Annotated in this window: 12 protein-coding genes and 2 pseudogenes; 5 read left to right on the top strand and 9 right to left on the bottom strand. The window is 64.2% G+C overall.

Translation table 11 applies throughout. The features are described from left to right. Window positions 1-74 precede the first annotated feature (74 nt). A complete protein-coding gene (locus ABIB99_RS09590; RefSeq protein WP_354175580.1) occupies window positions 75-1,052 on the top strand; it encodes a LysR family transcriptional regulator in 978 nt (325 codons plus the stop codon). Window positions 1,053-1,191: 139 nt separating this feature from the next. Continuing rightward, window positions 1,192-2,388 carry a M24 family metallopeptidase gene (locus ABIB99_RS09595; RefSeq protein WP_354175581.1) on the top strand — a complete coding sequence of 399 codons (1,197 nt, stop codon included), beginning with the start codon at window positions 1,192-1,194 and terminating at the stop codon, window positions 2,386-2,388. Window positions 2,389-2,537: 149 nt separating this feature from the next. Here ABIB99_RS09595 and ABIB99_RS09600 read toward each other — a convergent pair whose 3' ends face one another. Continuing rightward, window positions 2,538-3,353: a hypothetical protein gene (locus tag ABIB99_RS09600; RefSeq protein WP_354175583.1), complete on the bottom strand. Its 816-nt coding sequence runs from the start codon at window positions 3,351-3,353 to the stop codon at window positions 2,538-2,540. Between the two features lie 290 nt (window positions 3,354-3,643). On the opposite strand from ABIB99_RS09600, the pseudogene ABIB99_RS44490 reads away from it, so the two are divergent. Beyond that, window positions 3,644-3,802: pseudogene (locus ABIB99_RS44490) on the top strand (glyoxalase superfamily protein); the annotation flags it as partial. Window positions 3,803-3,868: 66 nt separating this feature from the next. Further along, window positions 3,869-3,962, top strand: a pseudogene (locus tag ABIB99_RS44495) (ClpX C4-type zinc finger protein); the annotation flags it as partial. A 350-nt stretch (window positions 3,963-4,312) separates the two neighbouring features. On the opposite strand, the gene fsrB reads toward ABIB99_RS44495, so the two are convergent. The 5 genes from fsrB to ABIB99_RS09630 form a co-directional block, all read right to left on the bottom strand. Further along, window positions 4,313-5,605: a siderophore utilization protein FsrB gene (fsrB, locus tag ABIB99_RS09610; RefSeq protein ID WP_354175585.1), complete on the bottom strand. Its 1,293-nt coding sequence runs from the start codon at window positions 5,603-5,605 to the stop codon at window positions 4,313-4,315. A 515-nt stretch (window positions 5,606-6,120) separates the two neighbouring features. Continuing rightward, window positions 6,121-7,527 (bottom strand): Dyp-type peroxidase, encoded by a 1,407-nt coding sequence (locus ABIB99_RS09615; protein ID WP_354175587.1) that lies wholly within the window; start codon window positions 7,525-7,527, stop codon window positions 6,121-6,123. A gap of 81 nt (window positions 7,528-7,608) precedes the next feature. Continuing rightward, the gene (locus ABIB99_RS09620) at window positions 7,609-8,067 is read right to left on the bottom strand and encodes a hypothetical protein (protein WP_354175589.1); all 459 of its coding nucleotides are present in this window, start codon (window positions 8,065-8,067) and stop codon (window positions 7,609-7,611) included. Between the two features lie 207 nt (window positions 8,068-8,274). Further along, window positions 8,275-10,275 carry a primary-amine oxidase gene (locus tag ABIB99_RS09625; protein ID WP_354175590.1) on the bottom strand — a complete coding sequence of 667 codons (2,001 nt, stop codon included), beginning with the start codon at window positions 10,273-10,275 and terminating at the stop codon, window positions 8,275-8,277. 15 nt (window positions 10,276-10,290) lie between these two features. Beyond that, window positions 10,291-11,487: a serine hydrolase domain-containing protein gene (locus ABIB99_RS09630; protein WP_354175592.1), complete on the bottom strand. Its 1,197-nt coding sequence runs from the start codon at window positions 11,485-11,487 to the stop codon at window positions 10,291-10,293. Window positions 11,488-11,665: 178 nt separating this feature from the next. Here ABIB99_RS09630 and ABIB99_RS09635 point away from each other — a divergent pair, with 178 nt between their 5' ends. After that, window positions 11,666-12,652, top strand: coding sequence for a helix-turn-helix domain-containing protein (locus tag ABIB99_RS09635; protein ID WP_354175593.1), 987 nt, complete (start codon window positions 11,666-11,668; stop codon window positions 12,650-12,652). 175 nt (window positions 12,653-12,827) lie between these two features. On the opposite strand, the gene ABIB99_RS09640 is transcribed toward ABIB99_RS09635, so the two are convergent. From ABIB99_RS09640 to ABIB99_RS09650, 3 genes are read right to left on the bottom strand one after another with little or no spacing between them, the layout of a single operon-like run. Then, window positions 12,828-13,601 carry a MetQ/NlpA family ABC transporter substrate-binding protein gene (locus tag ABIB99_RS09640; protein WP_354175595.1) on the bottom strand — a complete coding sequence of 258 codons (774 nt, stop codon included), beginning with the start codon at window positions 13,599-13,601 and terminating at the stop codon, window positions 12,828-12,830. 28 nt (window positions 13,602-13,629) lie between these two features. Then, complete coding sequence (locus tag ABIB99_RS09645) at window positions 13,630-14,295, bottom strand: methionine ABC transporter permease (RefSeq protein ID WP_354175597.1); 666 nt, start codon at window positions 14,293-14,295, stop codon at window positions 13,630-13,632. Then, window positions 14,285-15,424 (bottom strand): methionine ABC transporter ATP-binding protein, encoded by a 1,140-nt coding sequence (locus ABIB99_RS09650; protein ID WP_354175598.1) that lies wholly within the window; start codon window positions 15,422-15,424, stop codon window positions 14,285-14,287. Before ABIB99_RS09650 ends, ABIB99_RS09645 begins: the two co-directional genes overlap by 11 nt. Window positions 15,425-15,511 lie beyond the last annotated feature (87 nt).

Below are 15,511 nucleotides of genomic sequence, written 5' to 3' on the forward strand. Positions count from 1 at the left end.
CGCGCATGGCCTTAACTGGAAACGATCGCAGGTACGCAACGGGCGCGCGATCCGCCTGCGACGGTGTCCTGCACGTGGCTGTTTCCTTCAAGACCCTGGACCTGAACCTGCTCAAGGTCTTCGACGCCGTCATGGAGGAGCGCAGCGTGCTGCGGGCGAGCCAGCGGGTTGCGCTCAGTCAATCCGCCGTGAGCCATTCGCTCGCCCGGCTCCGCGAGATGCTGGAAGACGATTTGTTCGTGCGCACGGCAACCGGCATGCAGCCGACCGCGCGTGCGTTGACGATGGCGCCACAGGTTCGCGAAGCGCTGCGATCCCTCGAGGCGGCGGTCGAGCAGCCGCGCTTCGTTCCGGCGGCCTCCACAAGGCAATTCACCCTCGCCGCCAACGACTTCACCACGATGGTGCTGGCGTCACCGCTCCTGAAGATACTTGGGCTTGAGGCGCCGGCGATCGACCTGATCATCAAGCCGGTGACACGGATCGACCTTGCGGAGCAGATCGACCTTGGTCGCATCGACGTTGCGATCGGCGTCTTCTCGGATCCGCCGAGCCGCTTCCGGACCTCGCTGTTGTTCGAATATGACGACGTGCTGATCGTGGGCGGAAAGCGCAAGCTCGGCCGGATCGACAACGCGGCCCTGGCGCGCATGCCGCTGGTCGTTGTGTCCTTCGGCGGCGAGCAGGAGGGCGCAATCGGAGGCTTCATCTCCGAGCGCGGCCTCGCAAGGCGATCGGAAATGTATGACCGCGCGGCGCTCGAACGGGCATTGTCCGAAAGCGACCGGCCGCCGCGCATAGCGGTTTCGCTGCCGCATTTCCTGGCGCTGCCCGCCCTGCTCGCGGACTCTGAACTCGCGGCCATCGTTCCGCGTCCATTGGCGCGGGCATTCGAACGCGCGCATGCCATCACGACGTACGAACTGCCTTACGCCACAACCCCGGTCGAGGTCCGGCTGTTGTGGCACGAACGTATCGAGGGCGAGCCATCGCATGACTGGCTTCACGATATCCTCAGGCGTGCGACCGCGGACCTCAGGCGTGGACGCTAGCTGGCGACGGTCTCAGTTCCATTTTCCATCGGGTCGTTCGGTTGGGGCGCGCGAGTGGAGGTTGTGCTAGACTGGGCGTCGCAGTCCTGAAGAGGTCAACGATACAAGGCGGTCTCAACCGCCGCTCAAGGAGCCCGTCATGCAGGAGAACGTCACCCGCGCGAACAGCTCGCGCGCCATTCCGTTCGACGCCGCCAAGCTCGACCGTCTCATGGAGGCCGCCGGCCTCGACGTGCTGGTCGTGACCTCCAAGCACAATGTGCAGTACCTGCTGGGGGCCGAGCGCGCGATCTTCTTCGACTACATGGACGCCATGGGCGTCAGCCGCTATCTGCCGGTCCTGGTCTATCCCAAGGGCGCACCTGATAAGGCGGTCTATATCGGCCACCGTCTGGAGACCCATCAACGCGCCGTGGCTCAGCCATGGGTACCGCAGGTCCGGACCGAGTCCAACGGCTCGGTGGATGCCGTGACGCGGGCCGTGGGCCTGATCCGGGATGCCGGCGTGCCCTTGAAGCGGGTCGGCGTCGAGATGGCGTTCCTGCCGATGGATGCAGGAAGGGCGCTCGCTGACGCCCTGCCCGGCGCCGAGCTCAAGGACGCGCTGCTAGTGCTGGAGCGGCTGCGGGCGGTCAAGTCGGCCGATGAGCTGGCCAAGCTCAAGACCGCATCCGAACTGGTCATTGCCTCGATGCTGGAGGTGATCGCCGGGCATGGGCCCGGCACGACCAAGCAGCAATTGTCGGACGGCTTGCGCATCGCCGAGGCCAATCGCGGCCTGACGTTCGAATACTGCCTGCTCGCCTGCGGCAGCAGCCACAACAGGGCGCCGTCATCGCAGCGCTGGGAGCAAGGCGACGTGCTGTCGCTCGATTCCGGCGGCAATTATCACGGCTATATCGGCGACCTCGCGCGCATGGCCGTGCTGGGCGAACCCGACAGCGAACTGAAGGATTGCCTGGCCGAGATCGAGGCGGTTCAGCGCGCCGCCTTTGCGGCGGTCCGACCTGGCGCCCTCGGCGGCGACATCTACGTCGCGGCCGAGCGGCGGCTTGCCCAGATCACTCAGCGCGACTTCACAGATTTCCTGGCCCATGGCATGGGTCTCGTCAGCCACGAGGCCCCTCGCCTGACCGCCAAGGGTCCGGTCCCCTACGACGACACCGACGCCCGGCTGCCGCTCGAAACAGGCATGGTGGTCTCGATCGAGACCACGATGAAGCATCCGAAGCGCGGCTTCATCAAGCTCGAGGACACAGTCGTGGTGACGGCGACGGGGTATGAGATCTTTGGCGAAGGTGGCCGTGGGTGGAATTTGGGCGGCAGCGCGCTCTAGCCTGATGGCGTTGCAAGACCCTCATGGTGAGGAGCGCGGCACGCGCGTCTCGAACCATGAAGGCCCGCCTCTCGCGTGTGGCCATCCTTCGAGACGCCCGCTTTGCGGGCTCCTCAGGATGAGGTGCGGAGTGTGGTGAAGCTGCGCAATTAGTGCGCCAGTAGCATTTCCAGCTGGCTCTGCGCCTTCTTCACCGCGCCCGCGAACCAGCTCTGGCTGGGCGCTTCCTTGGCGAAACATTTGGTGTAGGCGTCCATCGCCTGGTCTTCCTTGGCCATGGCGTCCTCTGGAGTCTTCCTGGCCATCATCTGCTTCCAGACGTTCTCGCAGGCCGGGATCTCGGCCGTCTTCACGGCATCGGTGACGGCGAGGAAGAAGACCTTATCGCCCTGGATCGCGACCACGTCGATTTCATGCGGCGCGCCCTTCAGGTCGCCGTTGCCGCGCACGCCGAGCACGGCGACCGCGGCACTGGCGGAAGCGGGCTTCGTGATCGGCAGCTCGATATATTTGGCGAAGGCCGAGTCCTGGATCGCCTGATAGTAGAAGCGGTCCGACTTGAAGGCGGCGCCGATCTCCTGCGGCAGGCCGTCCTCGCGGTGCTCGCGCAGCCAGTGCTTGAGCAGACCTGTGGTGGTCACCACGGCCTGCATCTTGTCGCCCTCTGAGGCGAAGCCCAGCCCGTCGAGATGGCCGAAGCCGGAGTCGCCCTTGAACAGCGTGTCGGCGTTCGACTTGCCTTCCGCCGGCAGCCCCTTGATCGTGACCGGTCCGACCAGGCCGCGCAGCACACCGGTCAGCTCGTTGAGCGCCGCATCGTGCTGCTTGAAAGTCTCGTCGTTCTCCTTGGCTTTGGAGAATTTTGCGATGTAGCGATCGCGCAAATCGAGATAGTGCTGCTCGGGCGTGGCGGCGTCGGTGGGTGTCGCGAAAACGAGCAGGCAGAGCAAGACGAGCAATCTCATTGCAATTTCCGGAAGACTGGGAGCGATCTCCAGTCTTTGTGCCGGTGCCGGACGGGAAGGTTCATCGGCTCCTGAACTGCGAACGTGCGCGGCGGCCGGAGGTGTCGATGTACCCGTTTCAGGTTGACAAGAGCGGCCGTCCGGCGCCAAAATTCGATCGGGTCGATACACCCGCTGCCTGCGCCCTTTGGGGATGGTGAACGTATCAAAGTCGCCCTCACCCTCGCTGTTGGCGAGCGGGTCGGCAAGGCAGGCACCGATCTTCTCCGTTCGCCGATACGGGTGCTCTCATGCGCGATTTCCGCGATGCGAAGGCTATGGCTCGTTCCTTGCGCGATGCCTTGAATGCCAAAGCCGTGCAAACCACTCACAGCGAAGCTTTGGAACTGATCGCGAAAGCGTTCGGGTACGAGAACTGGAATATTCTGTCGGCCAAGATTGATGCGGCGCAGCCGAGTGCTGGCGTGCAGAATCCTGCCCAGCAGGATCGTCCCATCTACTGTTCGTTCTGCGGCATGAACCAGCATGAAGTGAGCAAGCTGGTGGCTGGGCCGGCTGTCTTTATATGCGACGAATGTATCGACCTATGCACCGATATCGTTGATGAGCAGCTGCTTCGCCTCATCGAAGGAGATGCAGACAGTGCTCGTGCCATGCCCACCGATCGACTGCTTCACTATGTGGAGCACGCGAACAAAGGGGTGGAGCGCAATCGGCTGTTGTCGCAGAACATCGAAAGGGTTTTTGCGCTTCGACAGAACGCTTCGGCGGCGAATGATGACGTGTTCAAGACATCCAACGTCGCTCGATTGAGAGGCAAGACGTCCGACGAACTGCTGGCGATGAAGAAATTTTCGCTCAGTCAGTTGAAACGTTACGAGCAGGCGCTGCAGACCGCGATGCCCATCGTCAACGAGCGCACTCGGTAAACGCGCAGACGATCGAACGGCACGCCGGCCCTACTCCGCCGGCGTGAGTTGCTGCCGGCTCAGGCGCATCGCCGCCGTCTCGCGCGCCCGGACGCGGGCGCGGCGCTTGCGCCACCAGATCACGACGCCGGTGACCGACAGTGCCGCCACCACGAGGCCCATGATCGAGATCAGGACGCGGCCGAACAGCCCGACGATGCGGCCCGAATGCAGCGGGAATTGCGCCTGCACGAAGATGTCGGCGGCGGTGCCGACCCAGGGCAGCCGTTCGCCGATCGGGCGGCCGTCCTCGCTGTCGTAATAGAGCTGGGCCGGCCCGACGCCGCCGGCGCCGTGATCGTCGCCGGGATGGAAGAACGCCGCGGCATAGACGCCATGGGCCGGGCCGTAATTGATCGAGCCGACCGGGACGGTCCACCCTCGCCCCTTGCCGTCAGCCGCCGCGCGCGCAGCGATGTCGTCAAACGTCACCCTGGGCTCGATGGGATCGTCGAGATTGCGGTAGGGCCGCTGCTCATAGGGCGTCGGCGTGTAGTTCGACACCATCTTCATCATCGGCGAGAACACCTCGAAATAGAGGTTCAGCGAGAACGCCGTGAAGGCGATGACGAACAGCACGCCCCAGGTCCACAGGCTGAAGGCGCGATGGATGTCGAAATTGATCCGGTAGGCGCTCCCCGATGCCTTGATGGTCCAGGCTGGCGCCCAGCGCGCCCAGAAGCCCCGTTCGAGCTGGCGCGTGACCTGGGGTGCCCGCGCGGCCTTGGCGCGCCGTCGCGAGGGCAGCGTCAGATAGAAGCCGACGAAGCAATCGATGGTCCAGATGATGGCGATCACGCCGAGCACGCGCATGCCCCAGCGATCGCTGCCCCAGAATTCCGGAATGTGCATGGTGTAGTGGAGCTTGTAGAGGAACGAGACGAAGTTTTCGCGCGTCACCGGCCACACCGCGCCCCAATAGCGCCGGCCGAGCTCCGCGCCTGTGTTGGGATCGAGGAAAATCTGGTTGTAGTCGATCGCGAAGCGTTTTCCCGTCGCCGGATCGATCCGCGGCATCACGAAGAACCACAGCGAGTGCCCCTCCTCCGGCGTCATGAAGAGGTAGACGACGCGTGCGCGGGGATCGCGCTGCTCGATCATCTTCGCGAGCTCGATCGAGGGAATCGTCGGGCCTTTGCTGGTGACGTCGAACAGGTGGTGGTTCAGCACCTCGTCGATCTCATGATCCCAGGAGATGATCGCGCCGGTGATGCCGGAGAAGAACAGGAATCCGGCCGTGAGCAGTCCCGCCCAGCGATGCAGCCTGCCAAATATCGCTCTCATCGTCTCGACTTTCATCAAGCGGGTCGGGCGCGTTGCGCCGGCGCTTCCACCGAGACCGTGGGAATTTGAGTTTGCGCCTGCACGGGCGCGAAGGGAACGCAGAGAGCGAACATGCTGACGGCGCCGAAGAAAAGCACTTGAAGCTGTCGAACACGCGCATTGGAGCACGAACGAAGTTGGAAGTCTGACACGTTAGGGAGGTCCCGCGCACTGCCGGCTTTGCCGGAATGATTTTTGGACTCTCGCCCTAACGCGGGGGCATTCTCAGTGCGAGAGACGCAGAGTTAGAATCTATCGAGACCGGGGAATAAATCGTGCGACCAATGCGCCCATATGCGCGTCGAGGTGCATCGCTGGCTTCTGCGAGCGCTCGGATATGGAATGCTTCTAGAGTGAGAACATTCGCCGCTTGTCCGCAACGGCGGGCGTGTTGCCTCGCGCCGATCGCCGGAGCTTCGGCGATCGGCGCTGCCGCGAACGAATGAATACGGCGACGATGACGGGAGCCCGGCAGTTCAACTTTGCGCGGCAATCATCGTGTTGAGCGCTTTAACGCTCGGCGCAAACAGCACTGCGACACCCTTGTAGCGGATAAATTGCTTCATCTGGAACGTCACGGAGGCGTCCCCCGCGAGCGGAACCTGGAACCGGGTCTCGGCCTTTGGATCTGCCCGGTTTCCGGTCAAGGCATCCTGCGCGTTGGCTCCGTTCGGAAGGTGCATGTAGGCGTCGGCAAAGTCCGTCTGATGCATCCACCGCAGGATGGTGTAGAATTGCTCGTTGATCCTGGCGAAGTAGAAAAGCCCTACGATGCCGCGGTCCTTGCCGTCGTCCTCCGTGCCCTCCAGATGAGGACCGTAGGAAAATCCGCGGCGTATGACGCGTGGCGGCCCCTTGGGGAAACGAATCTGATTGGCGAATTTCAGCGGCTGATCGCGGCAATTGACAATGCGGATGTGAGCCCCGAGCGGGCATTTGACGCCGTTTGGATCGTCGCCATAGCCGAACGCATCGTTCAATTGCGGGGTCGATGGTGGTGCATCCGGAAAGCGTGACAGCGGCGACCCGTGTCGCCAGCGCCCCATCATCTTGGCCGCGATCCATTCCTCGGCCAGTTTCGGACCGACATGCGGCGCCGCCTGCGGTGCATTCGCCTTCAGGAATTTGTTGAAGGCCGCGACGTCCTGATAAAGCCACGACAGGCCGACGAACGATCCATCGCGCGCGAAGTCCTGCCATGGACCGGGCTTGAACGGTGCAGTGGGAAAATCGCTGTTCGGATAGCCGACGACGATCTCGCGACAATCGACGGCGTCGGAAGCCCTGGCAGCCGGCGCATCCTGCCAGTCAACATTGGGCGCGGTGATTCCATCGCGATAGCCAAAATGCAGGCGGCCGTCGGCTGGCCGACAGCCGGACAGCGCGCCGTCGTCCCAACTGTCGAGCGCCAATTCCCGGACAGCGAAGCCTGTTGCCGACTGCCGCACCTGCGCGAGGCAATCGGCTTTCTGCTCGGGCGTATCGAACCCGATGTGGATGGCGAGATCGATATCGCTCGACTTGAACTTGCCATCCCACCATCCGGCCGGAGCGCTGGCGTCGAAGAAACCAAGCTGTGTCGCAATGCCGCCATCCGGCGCCTGCGCGGGGTCCACGAACGATACCTCGAACTGCTGCCGCCCCTGCGCGACGTCAAGTTCGGCGCGACCCGACATCAACGTCGCGATGCCGTTCCAACTGAACATGAAGTGGAACGCGGGACCATCGGGATCCGGGCCTGCCCCCACCGCTGCTCGCGGTATCCATTGCCGCAGGAAGGACCTGGCACCGCCGGCGTCGCCAAACCTAAACAACAGAACCGCGAGCAGCGGCTTGGCGGAGCTTCGAGCGACGATCGCCTGCAAATTGCCGAGATCCACCATGGCGCCTGTCCTGCAAGAACGGTCAGCCGATAGGCAGCCTCAAAGCCGGCCTATCCCGAAAGCCCAAATACGCTCTGAAAGCTATTTCCCGAGCTTTGCCAGAATGTCCGCGACAGTCATGCCGTCGTAAGCCGAGAACAGCCAGCCGGATGGGTTGCCGCTGATGTCGGTTGAGCCGTCGGTCGCCGTGCCCAGCGAACGCGCGTTGTGATTCTTCGAGAATTCGAAGAACGCATTGGGATCGTTGATGTCCAGACCAGTCGTATCTGCCAGGGAAAATATCGCGGCAAATATCGGCGTGAGCGCTCGTCGGAAAAACTCCGTGTATTCCTGGTGCGTTCCCTCATATTCGGTGATGACCTGGATGTACTTGTCGTCGATGACGACGACGCGGGCGAAATGAACGATCCTGGACTGTTTCAACGCCGCCGCGATGGCGGGCTGAACCTCCGCAGTGAAGACGGCCTCGAGATTCCGCAGCTTTGCCAGGGTCTCGGCATCCTGCTTGATCGGCAGCGTGAGATTGAGTGCATGGGTCATGGGAAATCTCCTTAAAGAATACAACCTTAAGATGGTATCACTCTCGAAAGGAATTGGAAGCGATCTTTTCGACGTGCGGCCGGCCGTCGCGTCGCGGGCCCTTCGAAAGGGGCAGCAATACTCCCCTGACAATTCGACCGCGAGCGCATGCGACCAGCGAACCAGCGCTGGTCGGCCCGCTGCGAACGTTGTTGTCGCGCGACGAGCCTAAGCTTTGCCGGCGTGGCAGCACGCGCCGCCGGCGGCGTCCTTCGGGTCGCCCGCTAGCACGCTGCGGCTGTTGCGCTCCGGCGGAATGTCGCCGGCGGCATTGGCCGCAAAGAATCCGGTCGGCTTCAGCATGAAGCCGGCATATTCGACCGGCATGATCGGAAAATCCTCGGGCTTGCAGACATGGGTGTGGCCGAAGGAGTGCCAGACCACGAGATCTGTATTCTCGATGTTGCGGTTCTGCGCGGCGTAGCGCGGCAGGCCGTCGTCGCCGGCGTGGACATTGGGATAATCGCCGCTGGCGTATTTCTCGTCCTTGTCGAAAGCCGTGACCCAGACATGCTTCGTCGCAAAACCGCCGCGCTTGCGCACGTAGCTGCCCTCCTGCGCCAGCATCAGCGGGCTCGGATTGACGACCAGCTTGTAGGCCGGCGCGTTGCCGACCGAATTGGTCTCGTTGGGATTGCTGATCTTCCAGAACCGGCCGGTCTCGCCGTTCGCAATGGCAGCCGCATCACGCTCGCGCGACAACACGCGCGTGGTGGTGTCGAAGGCATTGCCGTGCGGATTGTCCGCGCCCCAGGGCCGCGGCACGAACTCGTGCTCGGTGACCGTGTTGCCGCCGCCGTCGAGATCCATGTGCATGCGCACGTTGAAGAAGTGCTGGTGCGTGGGGCCGCCGAGATTGTCGTCGACCATGCCGCCCCACTTGTACTTTTCGCCCGATGGCACGGCGGCGGTCTGGATGATGCCGGTGAGTTTTGTCTCGAGCTGGATCGTGCCGTCCTGGTACAGGTACCAGTAGAAGCCGTAGTCGTAATTGCCGACGGTCGCGAAGAACGAGATGACGAGGCGCCGCGAGCGGCGCACCTCGAACAGGCCGTTGCGGAATTCGTAGTGCTTCCAGGCAATTCCGTAGTCTTCTTCATGCATGCAGATGGCATTCTGCATGACGAATGGCGCGCCCTTGTTGTCGGCGGCCGGCACGTCGAAATAATGGATGTTGCCGAGGCAGTCGCAGCCGAGCTCGAGCGCGTTGGCGAGCATGCCGAGCCCGTATTCACCGGCATCGAACGCCGACTTCCAGAAGTGGTTCTCGGTCGGATCGGCATAGGGCACCACCATCTCGGTGACGCTGGCGCGATGGATCAGCGAGCGCTTGCGTGCACCGTCCTGGTAGGCGAGCTGATGCAGCACTAGGCCCTCGCGCGGCGTGAAGCCGACGCGAAAACTCCATTTCTGCCAGTCGACCTTCCAGCCATCGACCTTGAAACTCGCGCCCTCCGGCTGCTCGATATGCAGCGGCCTGATGTCGGTGCGCGGGTTTTTGACTTCGTGCGCGCCGTAATTCCGCTTCTTGCGCGGGATCGGCACGATCGGGTCTGCGTCCGTGAGGTCGATGACCTTGCCGCCGATGAGGTCCACCACGGCGACCACGCCCTCGATCGGATGCGCGTAGCCGTTGTCCTGAAGGTGCTCGCGGAAAAAGCTGACGGCGCGCACGATGCGGGCGCCGCGCTCGTACTCAAAATCGAAGAAACCCGAGGAGAACGGATCGACCTGGACCAGCTCGATATCCTTGTCGGTCAACCCGCGCCGGTGCATCGCAGCGCGCCAGCCTGGATCGGCCTTCACCACGGCCTCACACTTGAAGAATTCCTCCAGCATCACCGGCGGCTGCCCATAGGGCGCCTCGCGGTTCGGAAGGACCTTGCGCGCGACGATCTCGTTGCGCGCGAGATCGACGATGTGCTCGACCGCCTCGCCCGTGGCGATGTCCAGCGTCAGCGCGAAGGCGCGGCGCCCTGCTCCGCCCGCGGCCAATTCCTGCTTGGTCGGCTCCTCCAGCCGCACCGTCGGAAAGCGGCAGTTCTCCGGCGAGGTCGCGGCGGCACGAACCAGCGTGCAGGCGGCCGTGATCTCTTCGGCTGTCAGAGGATCGAGCGGATGAGGTGCGGCCGCTTGAATCGGTGATTTGGCTTTGACGGTATCGAGCATGATGATGACCAGAAATCAGCGCGGGGCGAGATGCGCGGTGATGGCGCGGAAGGCGGCGAGCCAGCGGTGGTCGAGCGGAACGTCCATCGCCTTCGGCTGCGTCGCGAGCTTGACGATGACGGTGTCGGTGGCCGCGTCGATATAGAGCCATTGGCCGTGAATGCCGATCCCCGCGAGATCGTTGCGCGAGGGATCGATCGTGTACCATTTGCTGCGGTAGCGGGCGCCCGGGAAAATGTCGGCGAGATCGCCGTCTTTCCACGCCTGGGGATCGCCGTTCTCGTGGATGTCGTCGATCCACCAGCCCGGCACCACCTGCCGTCCCTCGACCACGCCGCGGCAGCGGATCATTTCGCCGAAGCGCAGCAGATCGCGTGCGGTGACGGAAAGCCCGCCGGCGATGCGGCCCATGCCGTGGCTGTCGAGCGTGAGGGAGCCATCCTCCTCGGCGCCCATCGGCTGCCAGAGATAGTCGGAGAGGATGCGATGGTAGGGCATGCCGCAGGCGCGCTCATAGACCCAGCCGAGCACTTCCGTATTGGTCGAGACGTAGTGGAACACCTTGCCGTGCGGCTTGCCGGTCCCGCGCAGCGTGGTGAGATAGGCGCGCTGATGGCCGGCCTCGACGCCCGGCGGCGGCACGTCCCAGCCCGAGGAGAAGCGATAGCGTGCGACGTCGCCGGCCGGATCCTCGTAATCCTCCTCGAACTTGATCGCGACCGCCATGTCGAGGACGTTGCGGACGGTGCAGCTGCCATAGACCGAGCTCTCCAGCTCCGGCACGTAGCGCACCACCCTCGCCCCCGGATCGAGCAGGCCGCGCGCGGCCAGCACGCCGCCGAGCGTGCCGGCGATCGACTTGCTGATGGAGCAGATCAGATGCGGCGTGGTCGCGCTCATGCTGTCGCCGTACCATTCGTGGATCAGCGTGCCCCGGTGCATGACGAGCAGCACGTCGCCGAAGGTTTCGTGCAACGTGGCCTCGACCGTGGTCGGCTTGCCGTCCGGCGCGGTGAAGCTGAGCTTTTGCAGCTCGCGCGGCGCGCTTGCCATCGGTGTGGGATGCGCGGAGCGACGGACCTCCGCGGTCGGCAGCACTTCGCGGGTGTGGGTGAAACCCCAGCGGATGGCGGGAAAGCTGCGCCAATTGGCACGGGTCACCTGGGCCTCGGGCGTGGGCGGGCTGCCGCGCATGATGTCCGTCGGTCGCATCTCGATCCTCCGCAAGGCCATCCCGACTGCGATGTCGGAACGGCAAGGGAGAAGACTGCACACAGGCCGCATCGGGCGTTATCGAGATCCGGCAATATTTTGCTGGACAGCGGCCATGGCCGTGCCAGTCTGGCGTGGTTATTGCTAGCTCCGGGCTACCAAATTTCGACGTGATGTCATGGCCTTAAGCGCAACTCTTCCAACTCCGGACTCGGCTGCAAACCTGTTTCAGGCGCGCAGTACCGACGTCGACGAGCATTGCGCAGCGCTCGGTCGCTGGCGCCTGAGCTACGACCAGATCAGCGCCGGCGCCTTTCGCGGCAGCTTCACGCAACTCTCCCTGCCCCGGCTCGAAGTCTTCCGCGAGATCACCAGCCAGCAGGTGCGCCAATACGGCCAGCTAGGTGCCGACAGCTTTGGCATCGGCCTGCCCTGGCACGGCGGCAGCGAGGTCAATTGCAACGGCGCCAATGTTGCAGGCTGCCAGGTCATCGCCAGCATCGATGCCGAGATCGACATGTGTACGCCGAAGGCCTTCGAGCTCCGCGGTGTCGTCGCCAGCGCGATGCTGATCGCGGAGCTTGCGGCACGGCTCGACATCGAATTGCCGCGCGCCGTCTGGCACCAGTTGCGGGTGATCGAGATGGCGGCGGCGCCGGTCGCGCGGCTGCGCGCCCACCTCGCCGCCATTCACGAGACCATCACGGCCGCACCCGAACGGTTCGACGATACGGCCGCGCGGCAGGCGCTGGAGGACGCCCTCCTCGTCGAGATCATGGACATGCTACCGACGGCCCAGCCCAGCGATCCCGGCCGCAGCGCCACGGCGCGCAAGCGCACCGTGGATCGCGCCCGCGAGCTGATGCATGGCAGCGGCGATCGCTCGCTGTCGCTGCTGGAGGTCTGCAAGGCGGTCGGCGCGAGCCCGCGCAAGCTCGGCTATTGCTTTCAGGAAGTCGTCGGTACGAGCCCGATGCACTATTGGCGCGCGATGCGGCTGAACCGCGTGCGGCGCGATTTGAAGCGGGGCGCCGCCGAGACGTCGATCTACGACGTCGCCGTGCAGCACGGCTTCTGGCACTTCAGCCAGTTCTCGCTCGACTACAAGCGCCACTTCTCCGAGCTGCCCTCGGAGACACTGCGGCGCGCGAGGCTTGTCGCCTGACGCGCGTCTTCTACTCTACGACTAGTCGTGGCTCGCAGCTCGCTTGCGGCCATCCTTCGAGACGCCCGCCTCTGGCGGGCCCTCAGGATGAGGTCGCGTTTTGCGGCGAGATATTGGACCCTCATGGTGAGGAGCCCGCGCAAGCGGGCGTCTCGAACCATGCAGGCCAGGCACGTTACCAGGTCGGCAAATACGTACCCTTGAAGCGCGTCTCAAGAAACGCCTTCACGGGATCGGAGTGATAGACCGCGATCAGCTGCTTTACCCACGGCTTGTCCTTGTCCTCCTCGCGGACGGCGAGGATGTTGACCCAGGGACCATCGGGGTTCTCGCGCGCGATCGCATCGGTCGCCGGATTGAGGCCGGCCTGCACGGCGTAATTGTTGTTGATCGAGACGACGTCGACGTCCTGCAGCGCACGCGGAAGCTGGGCGGCATCGAGCTCGACGAAGCGCAGCTTCTTCGGGTTGTCGGTGATATCAGCGATGGTCGAAGCGACGTTGGTCGGGTCCTTCAGCTTGATCACGCCGTGCAGCGCCAGGATCATCAGGCCGCGCGCGCCATTGGAGGGATCGTTGGCAATCGCAACGCGGGCGCCTTCCGGCAAATCGGCGAGCTTCTTGTATTTCTGCGAATAGACGCCCTGCGGCGAACCGATCGTGTTCGCGACCTTGACGATCTTCCAGCCGGTCTTGGAGATCTGGTTCTTCAGGTACGGCTCGTGCTGGAACGAGTTCGCCTCGAGATCCCTGAGCGCCAGCGCCTGGTTCGGGATCACGTAGTCGGTGAACTCGACCACCTTGATGTCGAGGCCGCGCTCGGCGCCGACCTTCTTCACGACGTCCATGATCTCGGCATGGGGGCCGGCTGTGACGCCGACTCGGATGGTTTCCGCCTGAGCGGTGGTCGCAAGCAAGGCTGCAGCCGCAAGGGTTGCGAGAAAGCGCATTGAAGTCTCCAGTTTCAGGGAATGAGTATCAGCGCTGCCGCAGCCGGCGGTTGACCCGGCGTGCGAGATAATCGCCCGCGCTCTGCACGAGCTGCACCAGCGCGATCAGAACGACCACGACGGCGAGCATCATCTCCGGCATGAAGCGCTGATAGCCGTAGCGGATGCCGAGATCGCCGAGCCCGCCGCCACCGACGGCACCGACCATGGCGGAGTAGCCGAGCAGGCTGACCACCGCGAGCGTCAGTGCCAGGAGCAGGCCGGGCAACGCTTCGGGGATCAGTACCTTGAGAACGATCTGGATCGGTGATGCCCCGAACGAGGACGCGGTTTCGATCAGGCCGCCATCGACCTCGCGGATCGCAGCCTCGACCAGACGCGCGATGAACGGCGTCGATGCGATGACCAGCGGCACGATCGCCGCAGTCGATCCGATCGAAGTGCCGGCAATGAGCCGCGTGAACGGGATGATGGCGACGACCAGGATGATGAAGGGCGTGGAGCGCGTCGCATTGACGACCATGCCGAGCACGCGATTGACCGCGGGGGCCGCGAACAGCTCTCCTTTTCGGCTGGTCGCGAGAAAGACGCCGAGCGGCAGGCCGAAGGCGGTGCCGAGCAGCGCCGCGATGCCGACCATGTACAGGCTTTCGCCGGTGGCCTGGATGATCAGGTTAATGAGTTCAGGCGACATAGCCGAGACGCTCCGCCGAGAATTGATATTGAGAGAGCCAGGCGAGCGTCCGCGTCGCCGTGTCCTCGCTGCCGGGAATGCCGAGCACCAGCGAGCCCACATGCTGACCGCCGATCTCGTCGATGCGGGCCGACAGCAGCGAGACGTCGAGGCTGAGCTCGCGCGCGAGCCGCGCCACCAGCGTGTCGCCGGCCCCTGCCCCGCGCACCTGGACGCGGATCACGGCCTGCCCGCCCGCAGACGGCTCTGGTACGATCCGGCTCGCCAGCGAGACCGGCAGGCTGTCGCCGATGACCTCGGCTAGGAAAGACTGTGTGATCGGGTGTTTGGGATGGGTGAAGATATCGGCGACATGGCCGCTCTCGACGACGTGGCCGGCATCGAGCACCACCACTTCCTTGGCGAGCTGGCGCACCACCGACATTTCGTGGGTGATCAGCACGATGGTCACGCCCAGCTCGCGATTGATGTTGGCGAGCAGATCGAGGATCGCGCGCGTGGTCTGCGGGTCGAGCGCCGAGGTCGCCTCGTCCGACAGCAGCACGCTCGGCCGCGTCGCCAGCGCACGGGCAATGCCGACGCGCTGCTTCTGGCCGCCCGAGAGTTCGGAAGGATAGCGGTCGTGCTTGTCGGCGATGCCGACCAGCGCCAGCAGCTCGGCGACGCGGGCCTTGATGTCGGCCTTGGCCCAGCCGGCGATCTCCAGCGGCAGCGCGATGTTGTCGGCCGCCGTGCGCGACGACAGCAGGTTGAAATGCTGGAAGATCATCCCGATCGAGCGCTGCGCCAGCCGCAATTCGCGGCCGGCCAGCGCCGAGATATCGCTGTTGTCGACGATCACGCGGCCCGCGGTCGGCTTCTCCAGCCCGTTGATCAGCCGGACCAGGCTCGACTTGCCGGCGCCGGAGCGGCCGATGACGCCGGTGATCGAGCCGCGCGCAATCGCGAAGTCGATGTCTTGCAGCGCGTTGACGCCGGGCTTGCCGCGATAGGCCGGATAGATCTTCGAGATGCCCTCGAAACGGACCATCGCGTCAGCGTTCCGGGCGGCAGGTGAAATCGCTTCAAGCGTTTCGATCTTCTGTCCGATCGCGAGGGATTGGTGGGCGTTCATGGAGGCGGCCTTCATGCACAACAGTTCCTGCTGCCCCGTGGGGCATCCGGGAACCGGTCGCGTCAAGCGACGGAGAGTGAAATCGCCGCGAGGGTTCGGGTG

The sequence above is a fragment of the Bradyrhizobium sp. LA6.1 genome, assembly GCF_040547805.1.
In the GTDB taxonomy this organism is placed as follows: Bacteria; Pseudomonadota; Alphaproteobacteria; order Rhizobiales; family Xanthobacteraceae; genus Bradyrhizobium; species Bradyrhizobium barranii.

What these genes read in the sequence shown, in the direction of transcription:
- ABIB99_RS09595 (WP_354175581.1), top strand. Translation starts at nt 1,192, where the DNA reads ATGCAGGAGAACGTCACCCGCGCGAACAGCTCGCGCGCCATTCCGTTC.
- ABIB99_RS09600 (WP_354175583.1), bottom strand. Translation starts at nt 3,353, where the DNA reads ATGAGATTGCTCGTCTTGCTCTGCCTGCTCGTTTTCGCGACACCCACC.
- fsrB (WP_354175585.1), bottom strand. Translation starts at nt 5,605, where the DNA reads ATGAGAGCGATATTTGGCAGGCTGCATCGCTGGGCGGGACTGCTCACG.
- ABIB99_RS09615 (WP_354175587.1), bottom strand. Translation starts at nt 7,527, where the DNA reads ATGGTGGATCTCGGCAATTTGCAGGCGATCGTCGCTCGAAGCTCCGCC.
- ABIB99_RS09620 (WP_354175589.1), bottom strand. Translation starts at nt 8,067, where the DNA reads ATGACCCATGCACTCAATCTCACGCTGCCGATCAAGCAGGATGCCGAG.
- ABIB99_RS09625 (WP_354175590.1), bottom strand. Translation starts at nt 10,275, where the DNA reads ATGCTCGATACCGTCAAAGCCAAATCACCGATTCAAGCGGCCGCACCT.
- ABIB99_RS09630 (WP_354175592.1), bottom strand. Translation starts at nt 11,487, where the DNA reads ATGCGACCGACGGACATCATGCGCGGCAGCCCGCCCACGCCCGAGGCC.
- ABIB99_RS09635 (WP_354175593.1), top strand. Translation starts at nt 11,666, where the DNA reads ATGGCCTTAAGCGCAACTCTTCCAACTCCGGACTCGGCTGCAAACCTG.
- ABIB99_RS09640 (WP_354175595.1), bottom strand. Translation starts at nt 13,601, where the DNA reads ATGCGCTTTCTCGCAACCCTTGCGGCTGCAGCCTTGCTTGCGACCACC.
- ABIB99_RS09645 (WP_354175597.1), bottom strand. Translation starts at nt 14,295, where the DNA reads ATGTCGCCTGAACTCATTAACCTGATCATCCAGGCCACCGGCGAAAGC.
- ABIB99_RS09650 (WP_354175598.1), bottom strand. Translation starts at nt 15,424, where the DNA reads ATGAAGGCCGCCTCCATGAACGCCCACCAATCCCTCGCGATCGGACAG.